This is a genomic window from Kitasatospora sp. NPDC127116 (genome assembly GCF_042677365.1).
Classification (GTDB): domain Bacteria; phylum Actinomycetota; class Actinomycetes; order Streptomycetales; family Streptomycetaceae; genus Kitasatospora; species Kitasatospora lactacystinica.
The window spans coordinates 20,028-42,035 of the sequence record NZ_JBHXTL010000014.1; the positions used below are offsets into that span (position 1 = coordinate 20,028).

At 71.0% G+C, this 22,008-nt stretch carries 17 protein-coding genes; 12 read left to right on the forward strand and 5 right to left on the reverse strand.

From position 1 onward, the window contains the following. The first annotated feature begins 194 nt into the window (after positions 1-194). From ACFVHV_RS08815 to ACFVHV_RS08865, 11 genes are all read left to right on the forward strand, one after another. A complete protein-coding gene (locus tag ACFVHV_RS08815; RefSeq protein WP_359899558.1) occupies positions 195-1,832 on the forward strand; it encodes an ABC transporter substrate-binding protein in 1,638 nt (545 codons plus the stop codon). A 140-nt stretch (positions 1,833-1,972) separates the two neighbouring features. After that, positions 1,973-2,899 carry an ABC transporter permease gene (locus ACFVHV_RS08820; protein WP_359899560.1) on the forward strand — a complete coding sequence of 309 codons (927 nt, stop codon included), beginning with the start codon at positions 1,973-1,975 and terminating at the stop codon, positions 2,897-2,899. Beyond that, the gene (locus ACFVHV_RS08825) at positions 2,892-3,836 is read left to right on the forward strand and encodes an ABC transporter permease (protein WP_359899562.1); all 945 of its coding nucleotides are present in this window, start codon (positions 2,892-2,894) and stop codon (positions 3,834-3,836) included. Before ACFVHV_RS08820 ends, ACFVHV_RS08825 begins: the two co-directional genes overlap by 8 nt. A gap of 19 nt (positions 3,837-3,855) precedes the next feature. After that, positions 3,856-4,905, forward strand: coding sequence for an ABC transporter ATP-binding protein (locus ACFVHV_RS08830; RefSeq protein ID WP_380350095.1), 1,050 nt, complete (start codon positions 3,856-3,858; stop codon positions 4,903-4,905). Then, positions 4,898-5,914: a dipeptide ABC transporter ATP-binding protein gene (locus ACFVHV_RS08835; RefSeq protein ID WP_359899565.1), complete on the forward strand. Its 1,017-nt coding sequence runs from the start codon at positions 4,898-4,900 to the stop codon at positions 5,912-5,914. Before ACFVHV_RS08830 ends, ACFVHV_RS08835 begins: the two co-directional genes overlap by 8 nt. Before the next feature lie 221 nt (positions 5,915-6,135). Then, on the forward strand, positions 6,136-7,761 hold the full coding sequence (locus ACFVHV_RS08840) for an ABC transporter substrate-binding protein (RefSeq protein WP_359899567.1): 1,626 nt from the start codon (positions 6,136-6,138) through the stop codon (positions 7,759-7,761). A 138-nt stretch (positions 7,762-7,899) separates the two neighbouring features. Beyond that, positions 7,900-8,826 (forward strand): ABC transporter permease, encoded by a 927-nt coding sequence (locus ACFVHV_RS08845; RefSeq protein WP_359899569.1) that lies wholly within the window; start codon positions 7,900-7,902, stop codon positions 8,824-8,826. A 76-nt stretch (positions 8,827-8,902) separates the two neighbouring features. Beyond that, on the forward strand, positions 8,903-9,817 hold the full coding sequence (locus tag ACFVHV_RS08850; protein WP_359899595.1) for an ABC transporter permease: 915 nt from the start codon (positions 8,903-8,905) through the stop codon (positions 9,815-9,817). A gap of 15 nt (positions 9,818-9,832) precedes the next feature. Further along, positions 9,833-10,885 (forward strand): ABC transporter ATP-binding protein, encoded by a 1,053-nt coding sequence (locus ACFVHV_RS08855; RefSeq protein ID WP_359899571.1) that lies wholly within the window; start codon positions 9,833-9,835, stop codon positions 10,883-10,885. A gap of 25 nt (positions 10,886-10,910) precedes the next feature. Next, a complete protein-coding gene (locus tag ACFVHV_RS08860; RefSeq protein ID WP_359899596.1) occupies positions 10,911-11,969 on the forward strand; it encodes a dipeptide ABC transporter ATP-binding protein in 1,059 nt (352 codons plus the stop codon). Between the two features lie 156 nt (positions 11,970-12,125). Beyond that, positions 12,126-13,175 (forward strand): ABC transporter ATP-binding protein, encoded by a 1,050-nt coding sequence (locus ACFVHV_RS08865; RefSeq protein ID WP_380350100.1) that lies wholly within the window; start codon positions 12,126-12,128, stop codon positions 13,173-13,175. Positions 13,176-13,199: 24 nt separating this feature from the next. Here ACFVHV_RS08865 and ACFVHV_RS08870 read toward each other — a convergent pair whose 3' ends face one another. The 5 genes from ACFVHV_RS08870 to ACFVHV_RS08890 all read right to left on the reverse strand — a co-directional run bounded on the left by ACFVHV_RS08870 (position 13,200) and on the right by ACFVHV_RS08890 (position 19,391). Further along, the gene (locus ACFVHV_RS08870) at positions 13,200-14,912 is read right to left on the reverse strand and encodes an ABC transporter family substrate-binding protein (protein ID WP_380350103.1); all 1,713 of its coding nucleotides are present in this window, start codon (positions 14,910-14,912) and stop codon (positions 13,200-13,202) included. Positions 14,913-15,062: 150 nt separating this feature from the next. Continuing rightward, positions 15,063-17,483 (reverse strand): hypothetical protein, encoded by a 2,421-nt coding sequence (locus tag ACFVHV_RS08875; protein ID WP_380350105.1) that lies wholly within the window; start codon positions 17,481-17,483, stop codon positions 15,063-15,065. 244 nt (positions 17,484-17,727) lie between these two features. Further along, complete coding sequence (locus ACFVHV_RS08880; RefSeq protein ID WP_380350108.1) at positions 17,728-18,186, reverse strand: DUF6113 family protein; 459 nt, start codon at positions 18,184-18,186, stop codon at positions 17,728-17,730. Next, positions 18,183-19,091, reverse strand: a complete 909-nt coding sequence (gene mshB / locus ACFVHV_RS08885; RefSeq protein ID WP_359899581.1) for an N-acetyl-1-D-myo-inositol-2-amino-2-deoxy-alpha-D-glucopyranoside deacetylase — start codon at positions 19,089-19,091, stop codon at positions 18,183-18,185. Before mshB ends, ACFVHV_RS08880 begins: the two co-directional genes overlap by 4 nt. 105 nt (positions 19,092-19,196) lie before the next feature. Next, complete coding sequence (locus ACFVHV_RS08890) at positions 19,197-19,391, reverse strand: DUF2304 family protein (protein WP_049658010.1); 195 nt, start codon at positions 19,389-19,391, stop codon at positions 19,197-19,199. A gap of 313 nt (positions 19,392-19,704) precedes the next feature. On the opposite strand from ACFVHV_RS08890, the gene ACFVHV_RS08895 reads away from it, so the two are divergent. Beyond that, positions 19,705-21,858 carry a prolyl oligopeptidase family serine peptidase gene (locus tag ACFVHV_RS08895; protein ID WP_359899583.1) on the forward strand — a complete coding sequence of 718 codons (2,154 nt, stop codon included), beginning with the start codon at positions 19,705-19,707 and terminating at the stop codon, positions 21,856-21,858. The last annotated feature ends 150 nt before the right edge of the window (positions 21,859-22,008 follow it).

The window sequence follows — 22,008 nt, forward strand, 5'->3', positions numbered from 1 at the left end:
GTGACCTAATTGAGATCGTCACTGGTCACTTTCGTGTCCGTGCGTGACGGATAGTGGGTGCAGTCAGGCTCGGGTCAAGGGTGAACGCGCAGGGGTGCGCGCCGAAACCACGAGCGCGGACGGCACAGCGGGCCCGGTGATCACCGTTCCGCAGTGCCCTCCTCGTTGCAACGTCGAATTCAGGAGGCACACCGATGCGCGGTGCGAGCCAGGCCAAGTGGGTTGTCGCAGCTGTTGCTGTCGCCCTCGCTGCGACTGCGTGCAGCAGCAGCGACTCCTCCGGGGGTAGCTCCGACAGCGCTGCGGTCGACCCCGGGGCCAGCTTCAGCTACCAGAGCGCGGAGCCGCAGCGCCCGCTCCAGCCGGCGAACGCCATGGAGAACCAGGGCGGCCGTATCGTCAAGCAGCTCTTCAAGGGCCTCGTCGACTACGACCCCGCGACCGGTGCCCTGCGCAACCAGGTGGCCGACAAGATCGAGACCACGGACGCCAAGAACTACACCGTCACGCTGAAGTCCGGCTGGACCTTCCACGACGGCACCCCGGTCACCGCCAAGTCCTTCGTCAGCTCCTGGAACTGGTCGGCCAACCCGAAGAACAACCAGATCAACTCGGACTGGTTCTCGGACATCGTCGGCTACGACGCCGTGCACCCGGAGAAGGGTGACCCGACCGCCACCGAGATGTCCGGTCTGAAGATCGTCGACGACACCCACTTCACGATCGAACTGACCAGCCCGGTCTCGTACTTCACGTACAAGCTCGGCTACTCGGCCTTCTTCCCGCTGCCCGAGGGCTTCTTCGCCGACCCGGCCGGCTACGGCCAGAAGCCGGTCGGCAACGGCCCCTACAAGTTCGTCTCGTGGGAGCACAACAAGGCCATCACCCTGGCCGCGTTCGACAAGTACACGGGCATCGACAAGCCGAAGAACGGCGGTGTCGTCTTCCGCAACTACACCGCCGGCGAGGCCGCGTACAAGGACCTGATGTCCGACACGCTGGACGTGCTGGACCAGGTCGACCCGACCGACCTGCCGAAGTACAAGGACGACCTGGGCAAGCGCGCGGTCGACCAGCCGCAGGGCGCCATCCAGAACATCGGCTTCGCGCTGTACCAGGGCGGCTGGAGCGAGGCGGGCAAGGAGAAGGTCCGTCAGGGCCTCTCGATGGCGATCGACCGCGAGACGATCACCAAGACCGTGCTGAACGGCAACCGCCTGCCCGCCGACTCGTTCGTGGCGCCCGGCGTCATGGGCTACAAGGCCGGCACCTGCGGCGACGCCTGCAAGTACAACCCGGAGAAGGCCAAGCAGCTGATCACCGAGGGCGGCGGCGTCCCCGGCGGCAAGGTCCTCATCCAGTACAACTCCGACGGTGGCCACAAGGAGTGGGTGGACGCGGTCTGCAACTCGATCCGCCAGGCGACCGGCGTCGAGTGCCTCGGTGACCCGAAGCCGGACTTCAAGACCTCGCGCGACATCATCACCAACAAGCAGGTCCAGAGCATGATGCGGACCGGCTGGGTGCAGGACTACCCGCTGAACGCGAACTTCCTGCGCGACGTCTACGGCACCGGTGCCGCGGCCAACGACGGTGGCTACTCGAGCCCCGAGTTCGACAAGCTGTCGAAGGAGGCGGACGCCGCCACCACGGTCGAGAAGACCGCCGAGCTCTACCAGCAGGCCGAGGCCGTTCTGGCCAAGGACATGCCGGCCATCCCGCTCTGGTACTACAAGACCAGCTCCGGCTACTCCAAGAACGTCCAGAACGTGAAGTTCAACTCCTTCGGCGACCCGGTCTACACCGACGTCGAGGTCAAGAAGAAGAAGTAATCGGTCGGCACCGCCTGACCCGGTGACAACGGCCGGTGCCCGTCCATCCCCACAAGGGCGAGGACTGGCACCGGCCGTTGGCACGCCGACTTTTCTCTTGCCGAGTTGACGGGCTCGGCAGGGCCATACATGGAGGCACGATGGGGCGCTTTGTCGCAAGGCGACTGCTCCAGATGATCCCGGTGTTCCTCGGAACGACCGCACTCATCTTTTTCATGGTGCACTTGCTGCCTGGTGACCCGGTGGCAGCACTGTGGGGCGACAAGGCACCGGACCCGGTGCAGCTCGCCGCTCTCAAGCACCAGCAGGGCTTCGACAAGCCGCTGATCCAGCAGTACTTCGACTACATGGGCAAGCTGCTCACCGGTGACTTCGGCACCGGTCTGGACCAGCGCCCGGTCATCGACAAGATCAGCGAGGCACTGCCGGTCACGGTCCGGCTGGCGCTGTTCGCGTTCGTGATCGAGATCGTGCTGGGCATCGGCATCGGCCTGTACTCCGGTCTGCGCCGCGGCAAGCTGTTCGACCGGGGAGCCCTGGTCCTCACCCTGCTGCTGATCTCGATCCCGGTCCCGGTGCTGGGCTTCATCTTCCAGACGGTCTTCGGGCAGAACCTGAAGTGGGTCACCCCGACCGTCCAGGACAGCAACGACATCACCCAGCTGGTGCTGCCGGCCGTGGTGCTCGGCTCGCTCTCGCTGGCCTTCGTCGCGCGCCTCACCCGTACTTCCATAGCCGAGAACATCAAGGCCGACTACGTGCGCACCGCGGTGGCCAAGGGCCTGCCGCGGCGCAAGGTGATCGGCACCCACCTGCTCCGCAACTCGATGATCCCGGTGGTCACCTTCCTCGGCACCGACCTCGGCGCCCTGATGGGCGGCGCGATCGTGACCGAAGGCATCTTCAACGTCCAGGGCGTGGGCCACGCGCTCTACCAAGCGATCAACATGAAGGAGGGCGCGACCGTCTCCGGCTTCGTGGCCTTCCTCGTGATCGTCTACCTGGCCGCCGGCCTGATCGTCGACCTGCTTTACGCGGTCCTGGACCCGAGGATCCGTTATGCCTGACCTGACCGAGAAGAAGACCGCCGGGGACATCCCGGCCCAGCGCGCGGCGGACGCCCCGGCGCCGAAGCAGGAGAAGGCCCGCAGCCTCGGCTCGGACGCCTGGCACGACCTGCGTCGCAAGCCGATCTTCGTGATCTCCGCGCTGCTGATCCTGCTGCTGATCGTCATCGCCATCGCCCCCGGGCTGTTCACCTCGGTGGACCCGCGGGCCGGCGACCTGCGCAACCACTACCTGTCGAAGCCGAACTACAGCCACTTCTTCCAGGCGGACTGGTTCGGCTACGACCTCCAGGGCCGCAGCATCTACGCCCGCATCATCTATGGCGCCCGCGCCTCGGTCGTGGTCGGCATCTGCGTCACCCTGGGCGTGACCATCCTCGGCGGCCTCGCCGGCATGGTGGCCGGCTACTTCGGCGGCTGGGTCGACACGATCATCTCCCGCATCACCGACATCTTCTTCGGCATCCCGCTGCTGCTCGGCTCGCTGGTGGTCCTGAACGCCTTCACCTCGCGCACCGTCTGGAGCGTGGTCTTCGCGCTGGTCGCCCTGGGCTGGACCCAGATGACCCGTGTCATGCGCGGCTCGGTGATCACGGTCAAGCAGGCCGACTTCGTGACGGCGGCCAAGGCGCTCGGCGCCGGCACCGGCCGGATCATGTTCAAGCACATCCTGCCGAACGCGATCGCCCCGGTGATCGTCGTCGCCACCATCGCGCTCGGCGGCTACATCGCCACCGAGGCGACGCTGAGCTTCCTCGGCATCGGTCTCCAGGACCCGACCATCTCCTGGGGCATCGACATCAGCTCGGCCCAGAAGGTGATCCGTACGGCTCCGTTCGCCCTGTTCTTCCCCGCCGGAATGCTGAGCCTTACCGTGCTGGCGTTCATCATGCTCGGCGACGCGGTGCGCGACGCCCTCGACCCGAAGCTCCGCTGAGAGAAGAGGTGACGACCCGATGACCACCGTGATCGAGAACAACCAGAAGAATGACCGGCTCGAAGTCGGCACTCCTCTCCTGGAGGTGAAGGACCTCCACGTGGAGTTCCACACCCGGGACGGCGTGGCCAAGGCAGTGAACGGCGTCAACTACTCCGTCGCGGCCGGCGAGACCCTCGCCGTGCTCGGCGAGTCCGGCTCCGGCAAGTCCGTGACGGCGCAGACCATCATGGGCATCCTGGACATGCCCCCGGGCAAGGTGACCCAGGGCCAGATCCTGTACCGCGGCCAGGACATGCTCACGATGAGCGGCGAGGAGCGGCGCCGGATCCGCGGCCGGAAGATCGCGATGATCTTCCAGGACGCGCTCTCCGCGCTGAACCCGGTGCTCAGCGTCGGCTACCAGCTCGGCGAGATGTTCCGCGTGCACCAGGGCGCCTCCAAGAAGGAGGCGAAGGAGAAGGCCATCGAGCTGATGGACCGGGTGCGCATCCCGGCCGCCCGCCAGCGGGTGAACGACTATCCGCACCAGTTCTCCGGCGGCATGCGCCAGCGCATCATGATCGCGATGGCGCTGGCCCTGGAGCCGGACCTGATCATCGCGGACGAGCCGACCACCGCGCTGGACGTGACGGTGCAGGCGCAGGTGATGGACCTGCTGGCCGAGCTGCAGGCCGAGTACAACATGGGCCTGATCCTGATCACCCACGACCTGGGCGTGGTCGCGGACGTCGCGGACAAGATCGCGGTGATGTACGCGGGCCGGATCGTGGAGACCGCCCCGGTGCACGACCTGTACGCGAACCCCGCGCACCCGTACACCAAGGGCCTGCTCCGCTCCATCCCGCGCCTGGACCAGAAGGGCCAGGAGCTGTACGCGATCAAGGGCCTGCCCCCGAACCTGCTCAAGGTTCCGGCCGGCTGCGCGTTCAACCCCCGCTGCGACGTCGCCACCGACCTGTGCCGCACCGAGACCCCGGCGCTGCACCACGTGACGGACAAGGACGGCAAGGAGCTCACCGGCCGCCGCAGCGCGTGCCACCTCTGGAAGGAGACCCTCCATGGCTGAGAACATCCTGGAGGTCAAGGACCTGGTCAAGCACTACCCGCTGACCCAGGGCATCCTCTTGAAGAAGCAGGTCGGCGCGGTCAAGGCGGTCGACGGCATCTCCTTCGAGCTGAAGAAGGGCGAGACGCTCGGGATCGTCGGCGAGTCCGGCTGTGGCAAGTCCACGCTGGCCAAGGTGCTGATGAACCTGGAGCGGGCCACCTCCGGCCAGGTGCTCTTCAAGGGCGAGGACATCTCCACGCTCCAGGGGGCGGCCCTCAAGGCCGTCCGCCGGAACATCCAGATGGTGTTCCAGGACCCGTACACCTCGCTCAACCCGCGCATGACGGTCGGCGACATCATCGGCGAGCCGTTCGAGATCCACCCCGAGGTGGCGCCCAAGGGCGACCGCCGCAAGGCCGTCCAGGACCTGCTGGACGTCGTGGGTCTGAACCCGGAGTACATCAACCGGTACCCGCACCAGTTCTCCGGCGGCCAGCGCCAGCGCATCGGCATCGCCCGCGGCCTCGCGCTCAAGCCCGAGATCATCATCTGCGACGAGCCGGTCTCCGCGCTGGACGTGTCCGTCCAGGCGCAGGTGATCAACCTGCTGGAGCAGCTGCAGGGCGAGTTCGGCCTCTCCTACATGTTCATCGCGCACGACCTCTCCATCGTCCGGCACATCTCCGACCGCGTCGGCGTGATGTACCTGGGCAAGATGGTCGAGATCGGCTCGGACGAGGAGATCTACGAGAACGCCACCCACCCGTACACCCAGGCGCTGCTCTCCGCGGTGCCGGTGCCGGACCCGGCGGCGCGCGAGACCCGCGACCGGATCGTGCTCAGCGGGGACATCCCCTCGCCGGCCAACCCGCCGTCCGGCTGCCGCTTCCGCACCCGCTGCTGGAAGGCGGAGGAGCGGTGCTCCGAGGAGGTCCCGCTGCTCGCGGTCCCCTCGCTGCTGAAGGGCCCGGCCGCGCACGAGTCGGCCTGCCACTTCCCCGAGGTCCGGGAGCAGGCCGCGGCCTGATTCCCCCGTCGGTCCCAGGAAGGGCCCGTGGCGTTCGCGCCGCGGGCCCTTCCGGCATTCTGTGGATCCGGCGCCGCGTGGATCCGGTGCTGCGGCGATCCGGCGCCGCGTCAACTCGGCCCTGGGTCACGGCACCCGTCCGGGTGCACCTGACTCGCGCCGTCGCCGGGGCGCGCTTCTCATGGGGTGTGATGCGACACACACCCTGAGGAGGGACCTCCATGCCCGAAGCCGCCCGTGCTCGTTGGGTCCTCGCCGTCGCGACGTCCGTGGTCCTGGTGGCCACCGGGTGCAGCAGCAGCAACGGCGGAGGAGGCAGCGGCTCGTCGGACGCGAGCAAGACCTTCAGCTACCAGAGCAACGAGCCGCAGAACCCGTTGCAGCCCGCCAACGCGAACGAGGTCGGCGGTGGTCGCATCATCCAGAACCTCTTCAAGGGGCTGGTCGACTACGACCCCGCCACCGCCAAGATCCGGATGCAGGTCGCCGACACGATCGACACCAGTGACTCGCTGACCTTCACCGTCACCCTGAAGGACGGCTGGAAGTTCCACGACGGCACCCCGGTGCACGCCCAGAACTTCGTCGACGCCTGGAACTGGGGCGCCAACCCCGCCAACAACCAGATCAACAGCTCCTGGTTCTCCGACATCGAGGGCTACCAGGACGTCCACCCGGCCTCCGGCCAGCCGACCTCGGACAAGATGTCCGGACTGACCGTCACCGACGACCTGCACTTCACCGTCAAGCTGAACCACAAGGTCTCGTACTTCGAGTACAAGCTCGGCTACATCGCCTTCTCGCCGCTGCCCGAGGGCTTCTTCAAGGACCCGGCCGGGTACGGGCAGAAGCCGGTGGGCAACGGCCCGTACCAGTTCGTCAGCTGGGCGCACAACAGCCAGGTGGTCACCAAGAGCTTCCCGGACTACCAGGGCGTGGACAAGCCGAAGAACGGCGGCGTCGTCTTCAAGATGTACACCACCTCCGAGGCCGCCTACGCCGACCTCCAGTCCAACAACCTGGACGTGATGGACCAGGTGCCGCCGTCCGCGCTGGCCACGTACAAGAGCGACCTCGGCGACCGCGCGGTGGACGCGCCGCAGGGCGCCATCCAGAACATCGGCTTCACCCTCTACCAGGCCGACTGGGCCGCCCCGGAGAAGGCCCAGGTGCGCCAGGGCCTGTCGATGGCGATCGACCGCGCGACCATCACCAAGACGGTGCTGCAGGGCTCCCGCGCGCCGGCCAGCGCCTGGGTGGCGGAGGGCGTCGAGGGCTACAAGGCCGGCACCTGCGGGGACTTCTGCAACTTCGACCCCGCCAAGGCCAAGCAGCTGATCCAGCAGGGCGGCGGCGTCCCCGGCAACAAGGTGCTGATCACCTACAACGCGGACGGCGGCCACAAGGAGTGGGTCGACGCGGTCTGCAACTCGATCCGGCAGAACACCGGCGTCGACTGCCTCGGCGACCCGAAGCCCGACTTCAAGACCGCCCGCCAGGCCATCACCGCGCACCAGCTCAACGGCGCCTTCCGCACCGGCTGGGTGCAGGACTACCCGCTGAACGCCAACTTCCTGGCCGACGTGTACCGCACCGGTGCCGCGTCCAACGACACCGGGTACAGCAGCCCGCAGTTCGACCAGGCGGCGACCCAGGCCGACGAGGCCGCCAGCGTCGCCGACACGGTGACCGGCTACCAGCAGGCCGAGGCGGTGCTGCAGAGCGGCATGCCGGCCGTCCCGCTCTGGTACTACCGCACCAACTCGGGCTACTCGACCAAGGTGCAGAACGTGAAGTTCGACTCCTTCGGCAACCCGGCCTGGACGCAGGTCGAGGTCAAGGGCTGATCCCCGGGCCCTGATCCCCGGCCCTGATCCCCGGCCCTGATCCCCGCGCACCGGCCCCGCCCTCCCCGCACGGATGGCGGGGCGCGGTCTCCCGGCCGACCGGCCCGGCCCGGTCGGCCACACAGGAAGGAGGCTCGGATGGGCAGTTACGTGCTGCGGCGGGTGCTGCAGATGATCCCGGTGTTCTTCGGCACCACGCTGCTGATCTTCGTGATGGTCTACACGCTGCCGGGCGACCCGGTGGTCGCGCTGTTCGGCGAGAAGGCCGCGGACCCGTCGGTGGTCGCGAGCATCAAGCACACGTACTACCTGGACCAGCCGCTCTGGAAGCAGTACCTGCACTACATGGGGAACCTCTTCCAGGGGGACTTCGGAACCAGCTTCACCGGCCGCCCGGTCTCCGACATCATGGCGGACGCCTTCCCGGTCACCATCCGGCTGGCGCTGATGGCCTTTCTCTTCGAGATGATCGTGGGCCTCGCCTTCGGCGTGCTCTCCGGGCTGAAGCGCGGCAGCATCGCGGACACCCTGGTGCTCGTCCTGACCCTGGTGGTGATCTCGATCCCGGTCTTCGTGCTGGCCTACATCGCGCAGACCGTGTTCGCCACCAACCTGGGCTGGGTCACGCCGACGGTGCAGGACAGCTACGACCTCTCCCAGCTGATCCTGCCGGCGGTCGTCCTCGGCTCGCTCTCGCTCGCGTACGTCGCCCGGCTCACCCGGACCTCCATCGGCGAGAACCTGCGGGCCGACTACATCCGGACCGCGACCGCCAAGGGCCTGCCCCGGCGGACCATCATCTCCCGCCACCTGCTGCGCAACTCGCTCATCCCGGTGGTCACCTTCCTCGGCACCGACCTCGGCGCGCTGATGGGCGGGGCGATCGTCACCGAGGGCATCTTCAACGTGCAGGGCATCGGCAACGTCCTGTACCGGGCGATCAACCAGAAGGAAGGCCCGACCGTGGTCGGCATCGTGACCGTCCTGGTGATCATCTACCTGGTCGCCAGCCTGCTCGTCGACCTGCTCTACGCGGTCCTGGACCCGAGGATCCGCTATGTCTGACATCCACGACGAGGACTCCTACGAACCACATCCCAAACCTGGTGTCTCCCGTCTCGACTACGCGGGGGAGCAGGGCATGGCGGTGGAGCAGGAGACCCTGGTCGAATCCGACGTGGAGAAGCGGGAGGAGGCCCGCAGCCTCTGGGGCGACGCCTGGCGGGACCTGCGCCGGCGGCCGATCTTCCTGCTCTCGGTCGTGCTGATCGTGCTGCTGGTGCTCGTCGCGATCTTCCCCTGGGCCTTCACCGACGCCAACCCGCGCCGGGCCGACCTGGTGCACGACTACCTCCGGCGGCCGGACTGGACGGACTTCTTCGGCGCCGGCTGGTTCGGCTACGACGCCCAGGGCCGGTCCATCTACGCCCGGGTGGTCTACGGCGCCCGGGCCTCGATCACCGTCGGCATCTTCGTGACCGCCGCGGTCACCCTGCTCGGCGGGCTGACCGGCATGGTCGCCGGGTACTACGGCGGGGTCGTCGACGCGGTGGTGTCCCGGATCGTCGACATCTTCTTCGGCATCCCGCTGCTGCTCGGCGCCCTGGTGCTGCTGAACGCGTTCACCGTCCGCACGGTGTGGACCGTGGTGGTCGCCCTGGCCGTCCTCGGCTGGACCCAGATCGCCCGCGTCATGCGCGGCGCGGTGCTGACCGTCAAACAGTCCGACTTCGTGACGGCGGGCCGGGCCCTCGGGGCCGGGACCGGACGGCTGATGCTCCGGCACATCCTGCCGAACGCGGTCGCGCCGGTGATCGTGGTGGCGACCATCGCGCTCGGCGGCTACATCGCGACCGAGGCGACGCTGAGCTTCCTCGGCATCGGTCTTCAGGAGCCGACCATCTCCTGGGGCATCGACATCTCCTCCGCCCAGAAGGTGATCCGGACCGCGCCGTACGTGATGTTCTTCCCGGCCGCGGCGCTCTCCATCACCGTGCTGGCCTTCATCATGATGGGCGACGCGGTCCGCGACGCCCTCGACCCGAAGCTTCGCTGAGCGAGGGAGCGCATCGTGAGTACAGCGGTGGACACCACCGGGCGCGTGCAGGAGGCGCCGTACCAGGGGCCGCTGCTCGACGTGCGGGACCTGCACGTCGAGTTCGTCACCCGGGACGGCGTCGCCAGGGCCGTGAACGGCGTCAACTACTCCGTCGCGGCGGGGGAGACGCTGGCGGTGCTGGGGGAGTCCGGCTCGGGCAAGTCGGTGACGGCGCAGGCGGTCATGGGCATCCTGGACATGCCGCCGGCCAGGATCCCGCGCGGCGAGATCCTCTACCGGGGCCAGGACATGCTCAGGATGAGCAAGGAGGAGCGGCGGCGGATCCGCGGCCAGAAGATCGCGATGATCTTCCAGGACGCGCTCTCGGCGCTGAACCCGGTGCTCAGCGTCGGCTACCAGCTCGGGGAGATGTTCCGGGCGCACCGGAAGGTCTCCCGCAAGGAGGCCCGGGACCGGGCCGTGGAGCTGATGGACCGGGTGCGCATCCCGGCCGCCAAGCAGCGGGTGAACGACTATCCGCACCAGTTCTCCGGCGGCATGCGCCAGCGCATCATGATCGCGATGGCGCTGGCCCTGGAGCCGGACCTGATCATCGCGGACGAGCCGACCACCGCGCTGGACGTGACCGTGCAGGCCCAGGTGATGGACCTGCTGGCCGAGCTGCAGGCCGAGTACAACATGGGCCTGATCCTGATCACCCACGACCTGGGCGTGGTCGCGGACGTCGCGGACAAGATCGCGGTGATGTACGCGGGCCGGATCGTGGAGACCGCCCCGGTGCACGAGCTGTACGCCCGGCCCGCGCACCCGTACACCCGGGGACTGCTGGACTCCATCCCCCGGCTCGACCAGAAGGGCCAGGAGCTCTACGCGATCAAGGGCCTGCCGCCCAACCTCCTGCGCATCCCCGAGGGCTGCGCCTTCAACCCCCGCTGCCCGCGTGCCCAGGACCGCTGCCGGACCGAGGTGCCGGAGCTGTTCCCGGTCACCGAGGAGGACGGGACGCCGCTGGAGGGGCGCGGCAGTGCCTGCTTCTTCTGGAAGGAGACCCTCCATGACCGTTAACGGGTCCAGCGCGCTGGGCGCGGCGATGCCGGAGGAGGTCGCCTTCGAGCAGGAGGTGCCGCGCGGTCGGCCGATCCTCGAAGTCCGGGACCTGGTCAAGCACTTCCCGCTCACCAAGGGCGTCCTGTTCAAGAAGCAGGTCGGCGCGGTGAAGGCGGTCGACGGGGTCACCTTCGACCTGATGCAGGGCGAGACGCTCGGGATCGTCGGCGAGTCCGGCTGTGGCAAGTCCACGCTGGCCAAGGTGCTGATGAACCTGGAACCGGCCACCTCGGGATCGGTCCGCTACAAGGGGGAGGAGATCTCCCGGCTCTCCGGGGCCGGGCTGAAGGCCGTCCGCCGGAACATCCAGATGGTGTTCCAGGACCCGTACACCTCGCTCAACCCGCGCATGACGGTCGGCGACATCATCGGCGAGCCGTTCGAGATCCACCCCGAGGTGGCGCCCAAGGGCGACCGCCGCAAGGCCGTCCAGGACCTGCTGGACGTGGTCGGGCTCAACCCCGAGTACATCAACCGCTATCCGCACCAGTTCTCCGGCGGTCAGCGCCAGCGCATCGGCATCGCCCGGGGGCTGGCGCTCAAGCCGGAGGTCATCATCTGCGACGAGCCGGTCTCGGCGCTGGACGTGTCCGTCCAGGCGCAGGTGATCAACCTGCTGGAGCAGCTGCAGGGCGAGTTCAACCTGTCGTACATGTTCATCGCGCACGACCTCTCCATCGTCCGGCACATCTCCGACCGCGTCGGCGTGATGTACCTGGGGAAGATGGTCGAGATCGGCAGCGACGCGGAGATCTACGACCACGCCACCCACCCCTACACCCAGGCGCTGCTCTCCGCGGTGCCGGTGCCGGACCCGAGGGCGCGGGAGGTCCGGGACCGGATCGTGCTCACCGGCGACGTGCCCTCGCCGGCCAACCCGCCGTCCGGCTGCCGCTTCCGCACCCGCTGCTGGAAGGCGCAGCAGCGGTGCGAGGTCGAGGAGCCGCTGCTGGCCGCGCCGTCCTGGCTGGACGGCGCGGCGCGGCACGACTCGGCGTGTCACTTCGCGGCGGAGAGGGAGGCCGGGAAGGGCGCCGGCTGAGACCGGTCGACGACCAGGGCGCGTCCCCGCCGGCGGGGACGCGCCCTTTCCCGTGACGGAAAAGAGATCTGCCGCGGGCTCGCCAAGTGCGGTCCCTTCCTTGATAGTTGCTCTGCGCCCAGCGGTGGGTGCCGCGGCGCCGGGGAGGCTGCTCTGATGGACGCGGTGGAGCTGATCGGCGGCGGTCGGGGGAGCGCGGAACCCGGGACGCCGCTGCTGGAGGTCGACGACCTGCACGTGGAGTTCCGTACCCGGGACGGCGTCGCCAAGGCCGTGAACGGGGTGAGCTACTCCGTCGCGGCGGGGGAGACGCTGGCGGTGCTGGGGGAGTCCGGCTCGGGCAAGTCGGTGACGGCGCAGGCGATCATGGGCATCCTGGACATGCCGCCGGGGCGGATCACCGCGGGGCGGATCCTGTTCCGCGGCGAGGACCTGCTGACCATGGGTGCCAACGCCCGGCGGTCCGTCCGGGGCGGGCACATCGCGATGATCTTCCAGGACGCGCTCTCGGCGCTGAACCCGGTGCTCAGTGTCGGCTACCAGCTGGGGGAGATGTTCCGGGCGCACCGGGGGGTCTCCCGCAAGGAGGCCCGGGACCGGGCCGTGGAGCTGATGGACCGGGTGCGCATCCCGGCCGCCGAGCAGCGGGTGAACGACTATCCGCACCAGTTCTCCGGCGGCATGCGCCAGCGCATCATGATCGCGATGGCGCTGGCCCTGGAGCCGGACCTGATCATCGCGGACGAGCCGACCACCGCGCTGGACGTGACGGTGCAGGCGCAGGTGATGGACCTGCTGGCCGAGCTGCAGGCCGAGTACAACATGGGCCTGATCCTGATCACCCACGACCTGGGCGTGGTCGCGGACGTCGCGGACAAGATCGCGGTGATGTACGCGGGCCGGATCGTCGAGACCGCCCCGGTGCACGAGCTGTACGCCCGGCCCGCGCACCCGTACACCCGGGGACTGCTGGACTCCATCCCCCGGCTCGACCAGAAGGGCCGGAACCTGCACGCCATCAAGGGCCTGCCGCCGAGCCTGCTGAGCCCCCCGGAGGGCTGCGCCTTCAACCCCCGCTGCCCGCGCGCCCAGGACCGCTGCCGGACCGAACTCCCCGCGCTGACACCGGTGACCGGCGAGCACGGGACGGAGCTGGCGGGCCGCCGCAGCGCCTGCCACTACTGGCGCGAGACGCTGCACGGCTGAGGCCGCGCCCGGCCCGGCCGGCGGCTACTTCGCGAAGCCGACGTTCTCCCAGACGATGTCGGACAGGCCCTGCGCGCCGATGTTGGCGAGGTCGGCGCGGGCCCCGTACAGCTGCGGGCGCTGGTAGAGCGGCAGGACGCCGGCCACCTTCCAGAGCTCCCCGTCGGCCTGGTTGATCGCCTCGGTGGCGGTGGCGGCGTCGCCCGCGGCCGCCGCCCGGTCGAGCGCGGCGTCCACCGCCGGGCTGCCCGCCCCGACGTGGTTGGTGCCGCCGCTCTGGACGAAGTTGGCGCGGTTGCCGCTGGCCGGGAAGGGGGTGCCGATCAGCGAGTAGGCGGCGATGTCGAAGTCGTTGCGGTTGACGTACTTGTCGAAGAACTCGTTGGCGGGGGCGGTCACGGTGGTGACCTTGATGCCGACGTCCTTGAGCATTCTGGTGGCGTTGGCGGCCTCGGCCTGGGCCGGGTTGACGCCGGCCGGGACGACCATCCGCAGGTTCAGCTCGCGGCCGTCCTTCCTCCGCACGTCGCCGTCCAGCTTCCACCCGGCCGCGTCCAGCTTGCGGGCCGCCTCGGCGGGGTCGTAGCGGGCCAGGCCCAGGGAGTTGTCGCGGTAGCCGTTCTGGTTGGTGACCAGCAGGTGGTTGTTGAGCGGGACGGCGGGCCAGTCCAGGCCGCTGAGGTCGGAGCGGATCACCACGTCCCGGTTGATCGCCTGGAAGACGGCCTGGCGCACGGTCGCGTCGCCGAGCGCGGGGGTGCGGGCGTTCAGGGTGAGCTGGCGGAAGTCCGGTCCGCCGGCCCGGCGCACCGCGGCGCCCTTGGTGTTCCTGACGACCTGGTAGCCGGCCACGTCCGGGCCGATGTTGACGAGGTCGAGCTGTCCCTTGGCGAAGGCGGCGGGCATCGCGTCGGGCAGCATCGCGTGGAAGACGATCCGGTCCAGCACCGGCTTGTCGCCCCACCAGGAGGGGTCGGCGACCAGGGTGACGGTCTGGGCGGCGCGGTCCAGCTGCTCGACCTTGAACGGGCCGGCGGTGACCGGGAAAGCGTCCAGGTAGGAGGAGTTGAACAGCTCCGGCGTGGAGATCCGGCCGGCGGGCAGCAGCGGGGCGTTGCCGGCGCTGTTGAACATCGACTGCCACTCGGAGAACGGGTGGTCGAAGGTCATCACCGCCTGGAAGTCGTCCTTGCCGCGCTCCACCGCGGAGACCAGCTCGAAGCCGGTGCTGCTGGAGGACTTGTAGGCCGGGTCCTTCCCGTTCAGCGCACGCCAGTTGGCCTCGATGTCGCGCCAGGTGATCGGGGTGCCGTCGGACCAGTGCGCCTTCGGGTTGAGCGTCCAGGTGACCACCTGCCGGCCGTCCCTGAGCTCGGCGTGCGCCTCCTGCAGATAGGCCGGGTTGGGGGTCTGGGTGCCGGCCGCGTCCGAGCGGAAGAAGGTCGGCAGCAGCGGCTTGCTGACCATGACGGTCGAGGACTCGCTGCCGTCGGTGTGGATCGGCGACCACTGGCGGGAGAACTGGGCGATCGCCAGGTTCAGGGTGCCGCCCTGGCGCAGCTGGGCCCGGTCGTGCGGGTTGATGTCGACCGAGGTGAGCTTGGGCGACGCGAGGGCGGCCGTCGGGGCCTCGGCGGCGTCCTGACCGGAGGTGCAGGAGCAGAGGGCCAGCGAGAGGGTGAGGACGGTGAGACCGGCGAGCAGGGCCGTCCCGTGGTGCTGGAGGCGGCGGCGCATCGGCGTGCTCCCCGGGGTGGATGTGGCGGATGGTGTGGCGTCACATCTTGCTGACCGGGACGGGTGTTGTCGAGGGGCGGGCCCGGATGCGGGCCCGCCCCTCGTGCGGTGCGGGTACGGCGGACGCGGACGCGCCGGCCCCCGACCGCGTCAGACCACGAACTTGAAGGTGCGGTCCTTGTCGCCGGTCTTGTCGAGCACCGAGGTGATGCCGTCCGCGACGTCCTGCGGGGTGATCGCGGCGACCTGGCCGTTCTTCTTGACCTTCACCTTGTCGAACGCGGTGCCCAGCTGGGCGGCGAGCGCGTCGAGGTCCCACTTGGGCACGATCTTGCCGGAGGCGTCCGGAACGAGGGTGAGCGCCTTGGCGGCGGTCTTCGGGCCGAAGTCCCAGGACTTGGCGCCGGCCACGACGTGCACCTTGCCCGCGGCGATCTGCTTGCCGAGGGTGTCGGCGGCGCCCTGGAGGGCCTGGGTGGAGATCTTCGGCTGGGCGGCCGTGACGGCCAGGGCGATCGGCTGCTCGGGCTTGCCGTCGGCGCGGTCGCGGTAGGCCTGCGCGATCACGTCCAGGGCGCTCGCCGAGTCCACCGCCTGGCCGGCCCGGCCGGGCACGACGATCGGCTCGCCGTTGACGTCGCCGAACTTGACGTAGCCCTCCTGGAGGCCCTGGCCGGAACCGGCCGCGAGGGTGTCGAGGGCGGCCTTGAGCTTGGCCTTGTCGACCTTGACCTCGGGGGCGACGGTCTTGGTGCCGCCCTTGAGCGACTTGAAGACGTCCAGCGGGTTGTAGCTGTGCTGGGCCAGGCCGTCCACGGTGGCGGTGGTGTCGAAGCTCAGGCCGGCGACCGCCGGGTCGAGGTCCACGGCCTGGTCGCCGATCTTCAGCTTGAGCGGCTGCTGGCCGGCCTTGCCGACCGACTCGTCCAGCTGGTGGATCGCCTGGTCGCGGCTGCTGCCGCCGATCTCGGCGCCGAGCACCACGGTGCCCTTGGGGACGTCGGACTGGTTGAGCATCAGGCCGGTGCCGTACGCGGCGGCGCCGAGGAACAGCACCGCGACGATGCCGTAGACGCCCAGCTTGACCAGCTTCTTGCCGGCCCCGCCGCGCTTGGCCTTGGCCGGGGCGGCGGGCTCGGCCTTCGCCTTGGCGGGGGCCGGAGCGGGGGCCGGGGCGGCCTTGGAGCCCTTGCCGCCCTTGCCGCCCTTGCCACCCTTGGCGTTCCGGGTCTCCTCGGAGCCCTCGGGCCGGGGGCCGGGCGCCGGGGCCGGCAGCGGGGTGACCGCGGTGGCCTCCGGGTCGCCGGGCTGCGCGGCGGTGCCGGGCGCGCCCGCGAAGAGGGCGCCGGGGCCCGCCGGAGCGGCGGGGACCTCCTGGCCGTGGCCGGGGGCGGCCGGGCGCTGGGCGGCGAACGGGTCGGTGCCGGTCGGGGCCGAGGCGAACAGGCCCGGCTGCGGACGGCCGTCGGCGCCGTGCGGGGCGCCGTTCTGGGGCAGGCCGGGTATCGCGGCGGGCGGCGGGGTGTTGTCGCGGATCGGCGCGAAGCCGTCGACGGAGGTGTCCTCCGGGTTCGGCTCGGCCTGCGGGTGCGGCGCGGGCGCCTGGTGGTCGTTCGGCTGGAAGCCGTTCTGCGGGCCGGGCTGCTGCGGCCCGCCCGGCCGGTTCTTGCGCTGCTGACGGTTCTGCGGCTGCCCGTTCTGCTGCCCGTTCTGCTGTCCGCGGCTCTGCTGGCCGCCGTCGCGCCGGGGCAGGCCCTGCGCGCCGGCGTCGGGAACGGAGGTGCCGAACGGGTCGGTGACCGGCGCGAACGGGTCGGCGGCCTCGTACACGCCGGGCTCCTCCACCGGGGCCTCGGCGTGGAACGGCGCGACGGGCGCGGCTGCCGGGTTCGGCTGCTTGCCCTGGGCGGGCACCGGCCGGCCGTTCGGGGCGCCGTTCCGCGCGCCGTCGGCACGGGCGGGCCGGCCCGCGGCCGGACGGGCACCCTGCGGGCGCGGCTCGGCGCCGCCGGGGGCGACCGGGGCCTCCGTCGTGCCCACGGCACCGGCCGGAACGGTCGCCGGAGCCGTGGCCGGCGCGGACTCGGCGGTCGCGGCCTTCTTCTGGCGCGGGCGGAACCAGGCGCCGGTGGACTCCGACTCCGAGGTCGCCGGCGGGATCGGCGGGATCTGCCACTCCGGCGGCAGGTTCGGCGGGGCGGCCTGGCGGCCGCCGTCGTCCATCACACCGAGGACGGGCGAGGTCGGCGCGGAGCGGTGCCGCGGGCCGCCCGGTTCGGCGGCGGCGGCCGGGGCGTCATCGCCCGGGCCGTCCTCGTTCTTGACGGTGCTGCGGACGACGACCGGCGGGATCGGACGCGAGCCGGGGATGTTGATCCGGACCCGGGTGGTCAGGGTGGTCTCGGTCTTCGGACCGTCGTCCTCGCCGCCCGACGCGGCGCCCGGTCCGGCGTCGGCCCGGTCGCCGCCGGGGAGCCCCGGCGTGCCGTAGGGCGGTGTGCCCGACGGGTAGGCGTCCGGGCCCGTGCGCCGGGGCGTCGGGTGGGCGTTGTCAGATTCGCGGCTGCTCAATGCTGCTCTGCTCCGGGTTCGCGGGCGGGCCGTGCGGCGCGACCGCGGTTCGTGGTCGCCGGGCCTTGGCTGGGGCGGGCGGCGGTCGGGTACGGCGTTCTGCGGGACCACCATACTGGGAAGAACTGAGCGGCGAACGGCTTCGGACAGATCCTGATACGTCCGGTTCCTCCGGTATGAGAGTAAGGCCGTACGCTCCTGACTGCTCGTCGTACGCGGTACGGTACGCCGTGCACGACCCGGGTCAGCGCGGGGGGCCGGGCACCCCGGGGAACCAGCTGGTGCGGGTGGGCAGGGTGGCGCAGATCACGCCCAGCACCGACCCGGCGAACAGCCAGGCCAGCGAGGTGGCGTTGGACCACAGCACGTTGTCGCCCTCGGGCCGGGGCACGATCAGCAGCAGCATCGCCAGGAACCAGCCGGCCGCGGGCGCGCCCGCGCCGAGCCGGGTGCCGGTGACCCGCAGGCCGCCGTAGAAGGTGGCGCCGGTCGCGGCGAGCGCCAACAGGACTCCCACCGGCGGCCACAGGGCCTGCACAAAGGATCCGCAGACCGACACCGCGACACCCAGCAGGAAGAACAGGACGTAGGCCCCGATCCGGGCGGCGCGCGGGGGCTGGGGCTCCGCCAGCCGCTCCTCGCGGGTGCCGAGGACGGCGGCGGCGAGCGTGCGGCGCGGCGGTGTGGCGTCGGACTTGCTCATCGGGTGCCCTCCTCGGCGTGGGCGGCGTCGAGCGGAAGGCCGGCGAACAGGTCGTCCTCCGGCCCGCCCGGCCCGGCCTGGCCGTGCACCAACTGGTAGTACTCGGTGGTGAACAGCGGCTGGGCGAGGTCGTTGGAGAGCGCGAAGAAGGCGCCGTCCACGGTGATCTGGGTGGCGTGGGCGGTCAGCGCGGCGGCCTTGCGCCCCGCGTACGCCGCGCCGTCCAGGACGGTGGTGACCACCTCGTCGTCGACCACGCCGGGGACGTCGGAGGGCTGCGCCACGCCCGGGAAGGGCGCCTTGGCGGCGGCCTCGGCGAGCCCGGCCTCGATCACCGAGCGGGGCATCCGGTTCCAGTACACCTTGGCGATCCGCCAGGCCGGGCCCAGCTCCGGCCGGTGCGCCGGGTCGGCGGCCAGCTCGTGGGCGCGCATCGCGACCCGGTGCGCCTGGATGTGGTCCGGGTGCCCGTAGCCGCCGTCCGGGTCGTACGTGACCAGCACCTGCGGGCGCGTCTCGCGGATCACCGCGACCAGGTGGCCGGCCGCCTCCTCGACGTCCGCCCGCCAGAAGCAGCCGGGCACGTCGTTCTCGGGCACGCCCATCATCCCGGAGTCGCGGTAGCGCCCCGGGCCGCCGAGGAAGCGGAAGTCGGTCACGCCGAGGGCGCGCATCGCCCCGGTGAGCTCGCCGATCCGGTGCGCGCCGAGGGTGTCGTCCCGATCGGCCGTCAGGTGGGCCAGTCGCGCGGGGATCACCTCGCCGCCCTCGCCGAGGGTGCAGGTCACCAGCGTGACCCGGGCGCCCTCGGCGGCGTACCGGGCCATGGTGGCGCCGTTGCCGATCGACTCGTCGTCGGGGTGCGCGTGCACCAGGAGGAGGCGGCGGCCGGTAGTCGCGGTCATGGGAGGAAGCCTAGGGCCTGTCGTCACGCTCCCGTCGTCCGCCCGGAGGGAGGCGGGGGCGGGCGCGCGTGCGACGAGCAGGCCCTCGCGGCCGCGGCGGCGGGGTCAGAGCCTCAGGCCGTTGATCATTCCGGCGAGGTTGCTGGTGACCTGGCTGATCGACGGGGCGATCGAGCTGGAGGCCAGGTAGAAGCCCAGCAGCGCGCAGACGATCGCGTGCGCCAGCTTCAGGCCGGACCGGCGGATCAGGATCACCACGATGACCAGCATCAGCACGGCGGCGGAGATGTTCATGGCCATGTCGGCTCACACCCCTTCTCGGGCACGCCGCCCGGGGGAGAGCGGCGAGGGACGGTGCGGGACTGGGGGCTGCGGGTGACCGCGGTCCGGGACGGGGCCGGACGTTCACTCGCGCGACAAGTCATACCCGATGGGTGAGGGTGTCATTACCCTCGGTGAGTCCGCGCGCGCCGGGGCATCGTGGCATCCGAGGGGCGCGTGGGCCGGTCGGAGGCGGTTTGGACCTCTTTGGGGCGTACTTGTCGACGATGCTCCGAACGAGTGATCAACGCACACCCGGGGGTGGTGGTCCGTCGTCATAAGGTCTGGTGCCATGACCTCCCACACCTCTGCCGACACCTTCCCGAGGCAGTACGCGCGGACCCTGCGCTACACCGTCGGCGCGCCCCGCTCCTTCTCCGTCGCGCCGGACGGCTCGCGGGTCGTCTTCCTCCGCTCGCGATCCGGCCGCGACCGGGCCAACCTGCTCTGGACCCTCGACACCGCCACCGGCGAGGAGCGGGTCGCCGCCGACCCGGCCGCGCTGCTCGGCGGCGGCGAGGAGGACCTCTCGCCGGCCGAGAGGGCCCGCCGCGAGCGCAGCCGCGAGGGCTCGGCCGGCATCGTCGGCTACGCCCTGGACGCGGCCGGGCAGCTGGCCGCCTTCGCCCTCTCCGGCCGCCTGTTCACCGCCGACCTGGCCACCGGCGCCACCGCCGAACTGCCCGCCGAGGGGCCGCTGCTGGACCCGCGCCTCTCCCCGGACGGCGCCTACGTCGCGTACGCCAACACCGCCGGCGAGCTGCGGCTGACCCGCACCGACGGCGGCGGCGACCGGGTGCTCGCCGAGCCGGACGGCCCGAACGTCACCTGGGGCCAGGCCGAGTTCATCGCGCAGGAGGAGATGGACCGCGACCGCGGCTTCTGGTGGTCCCCGGCGGGCGACCGGCTGCTGGTCGAGCGCGCCGACGACAGCCCGGTGCGCCGCTGGTGGATCGCCGACCCGGCGAACCCGGACCGTGAGCCCGCCGAGGTCGCCTACCCGGCGGCCGGCGGCGCCAACGCCGAGGTCGGGCTCTGGCTGCTCGACCTGCACGGCGGGCGCACCGAGGTGGTCTGGGACCGCGAGGCCTACCCGTACCTGGGCCGGGTGCACTGGTCGAAGGGCGGCGTGCCGCTGCTCCTGGTCCAGACCCGCGACCAGCGCGGCCAGCGGATCCTCGGCCTGGACGCCGCCACCGGCGCCACCGAGGTGCTGCACGAGGAGAAGGACGGCGCCTGGCTGGAGCTGTTCCCGGGCGCGCCGGCCTGGACCCCGGACGGCAAGCTGGTCCGGATCTCCGACGAGGGAGGCGTGCGGGCGCTGGTGATCGGCGACCGCACCGTGACCGGGGCCGACCTGCACGTCCGCTCGGTCGTCGCGGTCACCGAGCGGGAGGTGTTCTTCGGCGCCGCCGGCGGCGCCGAGGAGACCGATCCCGAGCCGGGCTGGATCGGCGTCGGCCGGATCAGCCACGACGGCACGCGACTGGGCTGGGAGTCCGCCAACGGGCGGCCGTTCACCTCCGTCACCAGCGCGGTGCACGGCGGCGGGATCACCGTCCGGGCCACCGCCGAGCCGGACCTGCCCGGCACCCTGGTCCAGGTCGCCCGGGACCTGCCCGAGGGCCTGGCGGTCGACGACGTCGCCACCATCGCCTCGTACGCCGAGACCCCGGTCATCACCGCCCGCCCGGTCTTCCGCTTCGCCGGCGAGCGCCGCATCCCCGCCGCCGTCTTCCTGCCCACCGGCTACGACCGGGAGCGGGACGGCCTGCTGCCCGTCCTGATGGACCCGTACGGCGGCCCGCACGGCCAGCGCGTCGTCCAGGCGCACAACCCGCACCTCAACTCGCAGTGGTTCGCCGACCAGGGCTTCGCGGTGGTCGTCGCCGACGGGCGCGGCACGCCCGGGCGCGGGCCGGCCTGGGAGAAGTCGATCGCCTTCGACTTCGCCGGGGCCACCCTGGACGACCAGGTGGAGGCGCTGCGGGCGCTCGCCGGGGAGTTCCCGCTGGACCTCGACCGGGTCGCCGTCCGCGGCTGGTCGTACGGCGGCTACCTCTCCGCGCTCGCCGTGCTGCGCCGCCCGGACGTCTTCCACGCGGCGGTGGCCGGGGCGCCGGTGACCGACTGGGAGCTGTACGACACCCACTACACCGAGCGCTACCTGGGCGACCCGGCCGAGCGGCCCGAGGTGTACGCCGCCAACTCGCTGAGCGGGTACGCGGCCGGCCTGGAGCGCCCGCTGATGATCATCCACGGGCTGGCGGACGACAACGTGGTGGCCGCGCACACCCTGCGGCTGTCCTCGGCGCTGCTCGCCGCCGGGCGCCCGCACACCGTGCTGCCGCTGTCCGGCGTCACCCACATGACCCCGCAGGAGGAGGTCGCGGAGAACCTGCTGCTGCTCCAGGTCGACTTCGTGAAGCGCTCGCTGGGGGTGTGACACCCGTCCGACCAGCGCTTTCGGCGGCCGGTGCCCCTGACGGGGGTACCGGCCGCCGGCCAGAAAAACCGCAAGCCGAAGGCACCAAGGCGGACACAGCCCCCCCCACCCCCCCCCGCCGGCCACGAATGGGCCGCCGCAGCGCCCGGG

Excerpts from the sequence above, each read along its gene's own strand:
- ACFVHV_RS08815 (WP_359899558.1), top strand. The coding sequence starts at position 195 with ATGCGCGGTGCGAGCCAGGCCAAGTGGGTTGTCGCAGCTGTTGCTGTC.
- ACFVHV_RS08820 (WP_359899560.1), top strand. The coding sequence starts at position 1,973 with ATGGGGCGCTTTGTCGCAAGGCGACTGCTCCAGATGATCCCGGTGTTC.
- ACFVHV_RS08825 (WP_359899562.1), top strand. The coding sequence starts at position 2,892 with ATGCCTGACCTGACCGAGAAGAAGACCGCCGGGGACATCCCGGCCCAG.
- ACFVHV_RS08830 (WP_380350095.1), top strand. The coding sequence starts at position 3,856 with ATGACCACCGTGATCGAGAACAACCAGAAGAATGACCGGCTCGAAGTC.
- ACFVHV_RS08835 (WP_359899565.1), top strand. The coding sequence starts at position 4,898 with ATGGCTGAGAACATCCTGGAGGTCAAGGACCTGGTCAAGCACTACCCG.
- ACFVHV_RS08840 (WP_359899567.1), top strand. The coding sequence starts at position 6,136 with ATGCCCGAAGCCGCCCGTGCTCGTTGGGTCCTCGCCGTCGCGACGTCC.
- ACFVHV_RS08845 (WP_359899569.1), top strand. The coding sequence starts at position 7,900 with ATGGGCAGTTACGTGCTGCGGCGGGTGCTGCAGATGATCCCGGTGTTC.
- ACFVHV_RS08850 (WP_359899595.1), top strand. The coding sequence starts at position 8,903 with ATGGCGGTGGAGCAGGAGACCCTGGTCGAATCCGACGTGGAGAAGCGG.
- ACFVHV_RS08860 (WP_359899596.1), top strand. The coding sequence starts at position 10,911 with ATGCCGGAGGAGGTCGCCTTCGAGCAGGAGGTGCCGCGCGGTCGGCCG.
- ACFVHV_RS08865 (WP_380350100.1), top strand. The coding sequence starts at position 12,126 with ATGGACGCGGTGGAGCTGATCGGCGGCGGTCGGGGGAGCGCGGAACCC.
- ACFVHV_RS08870 (WP_380350103.1), bottom strand. The coding sequence starts at position 14,912 with ATGCGCCGCCGCCTCCAGCACCACGGGACGGCCCTGCTCGCCGGTCTC.
- ACFVHV_RS08880 (WP_380350108.1), bottom strand. The coding sequence starts at position 18,186 with ATGAGCAAGTCCGACGCCACACCGCCGCGCCGCACGCTCGCCGCCGCC.
- mshB (WP_359899581.1), bottom strand. The coding sequence starts at position 19,091 with ATGACCGCGACTACCGGCCGCCGCCTCCTCCTGGTGCACGCGCACCCC.
- ACFVHV_RS08890 (WP_049658010.1), bottom strand. The coding sequence starts at position 19,391 with ATGGCCATGAACATCTCCGCCGCCGTGCTGATGCTGGTCATCGTGGTG.
- ACFVHV_RS08895 (WP_359899583.1), top strand. The coding sequence starts at position 19,705 with ATGACCTCCCACACCTCTGCCGACACCTTCCCGAGGCAGTACGCGCGG.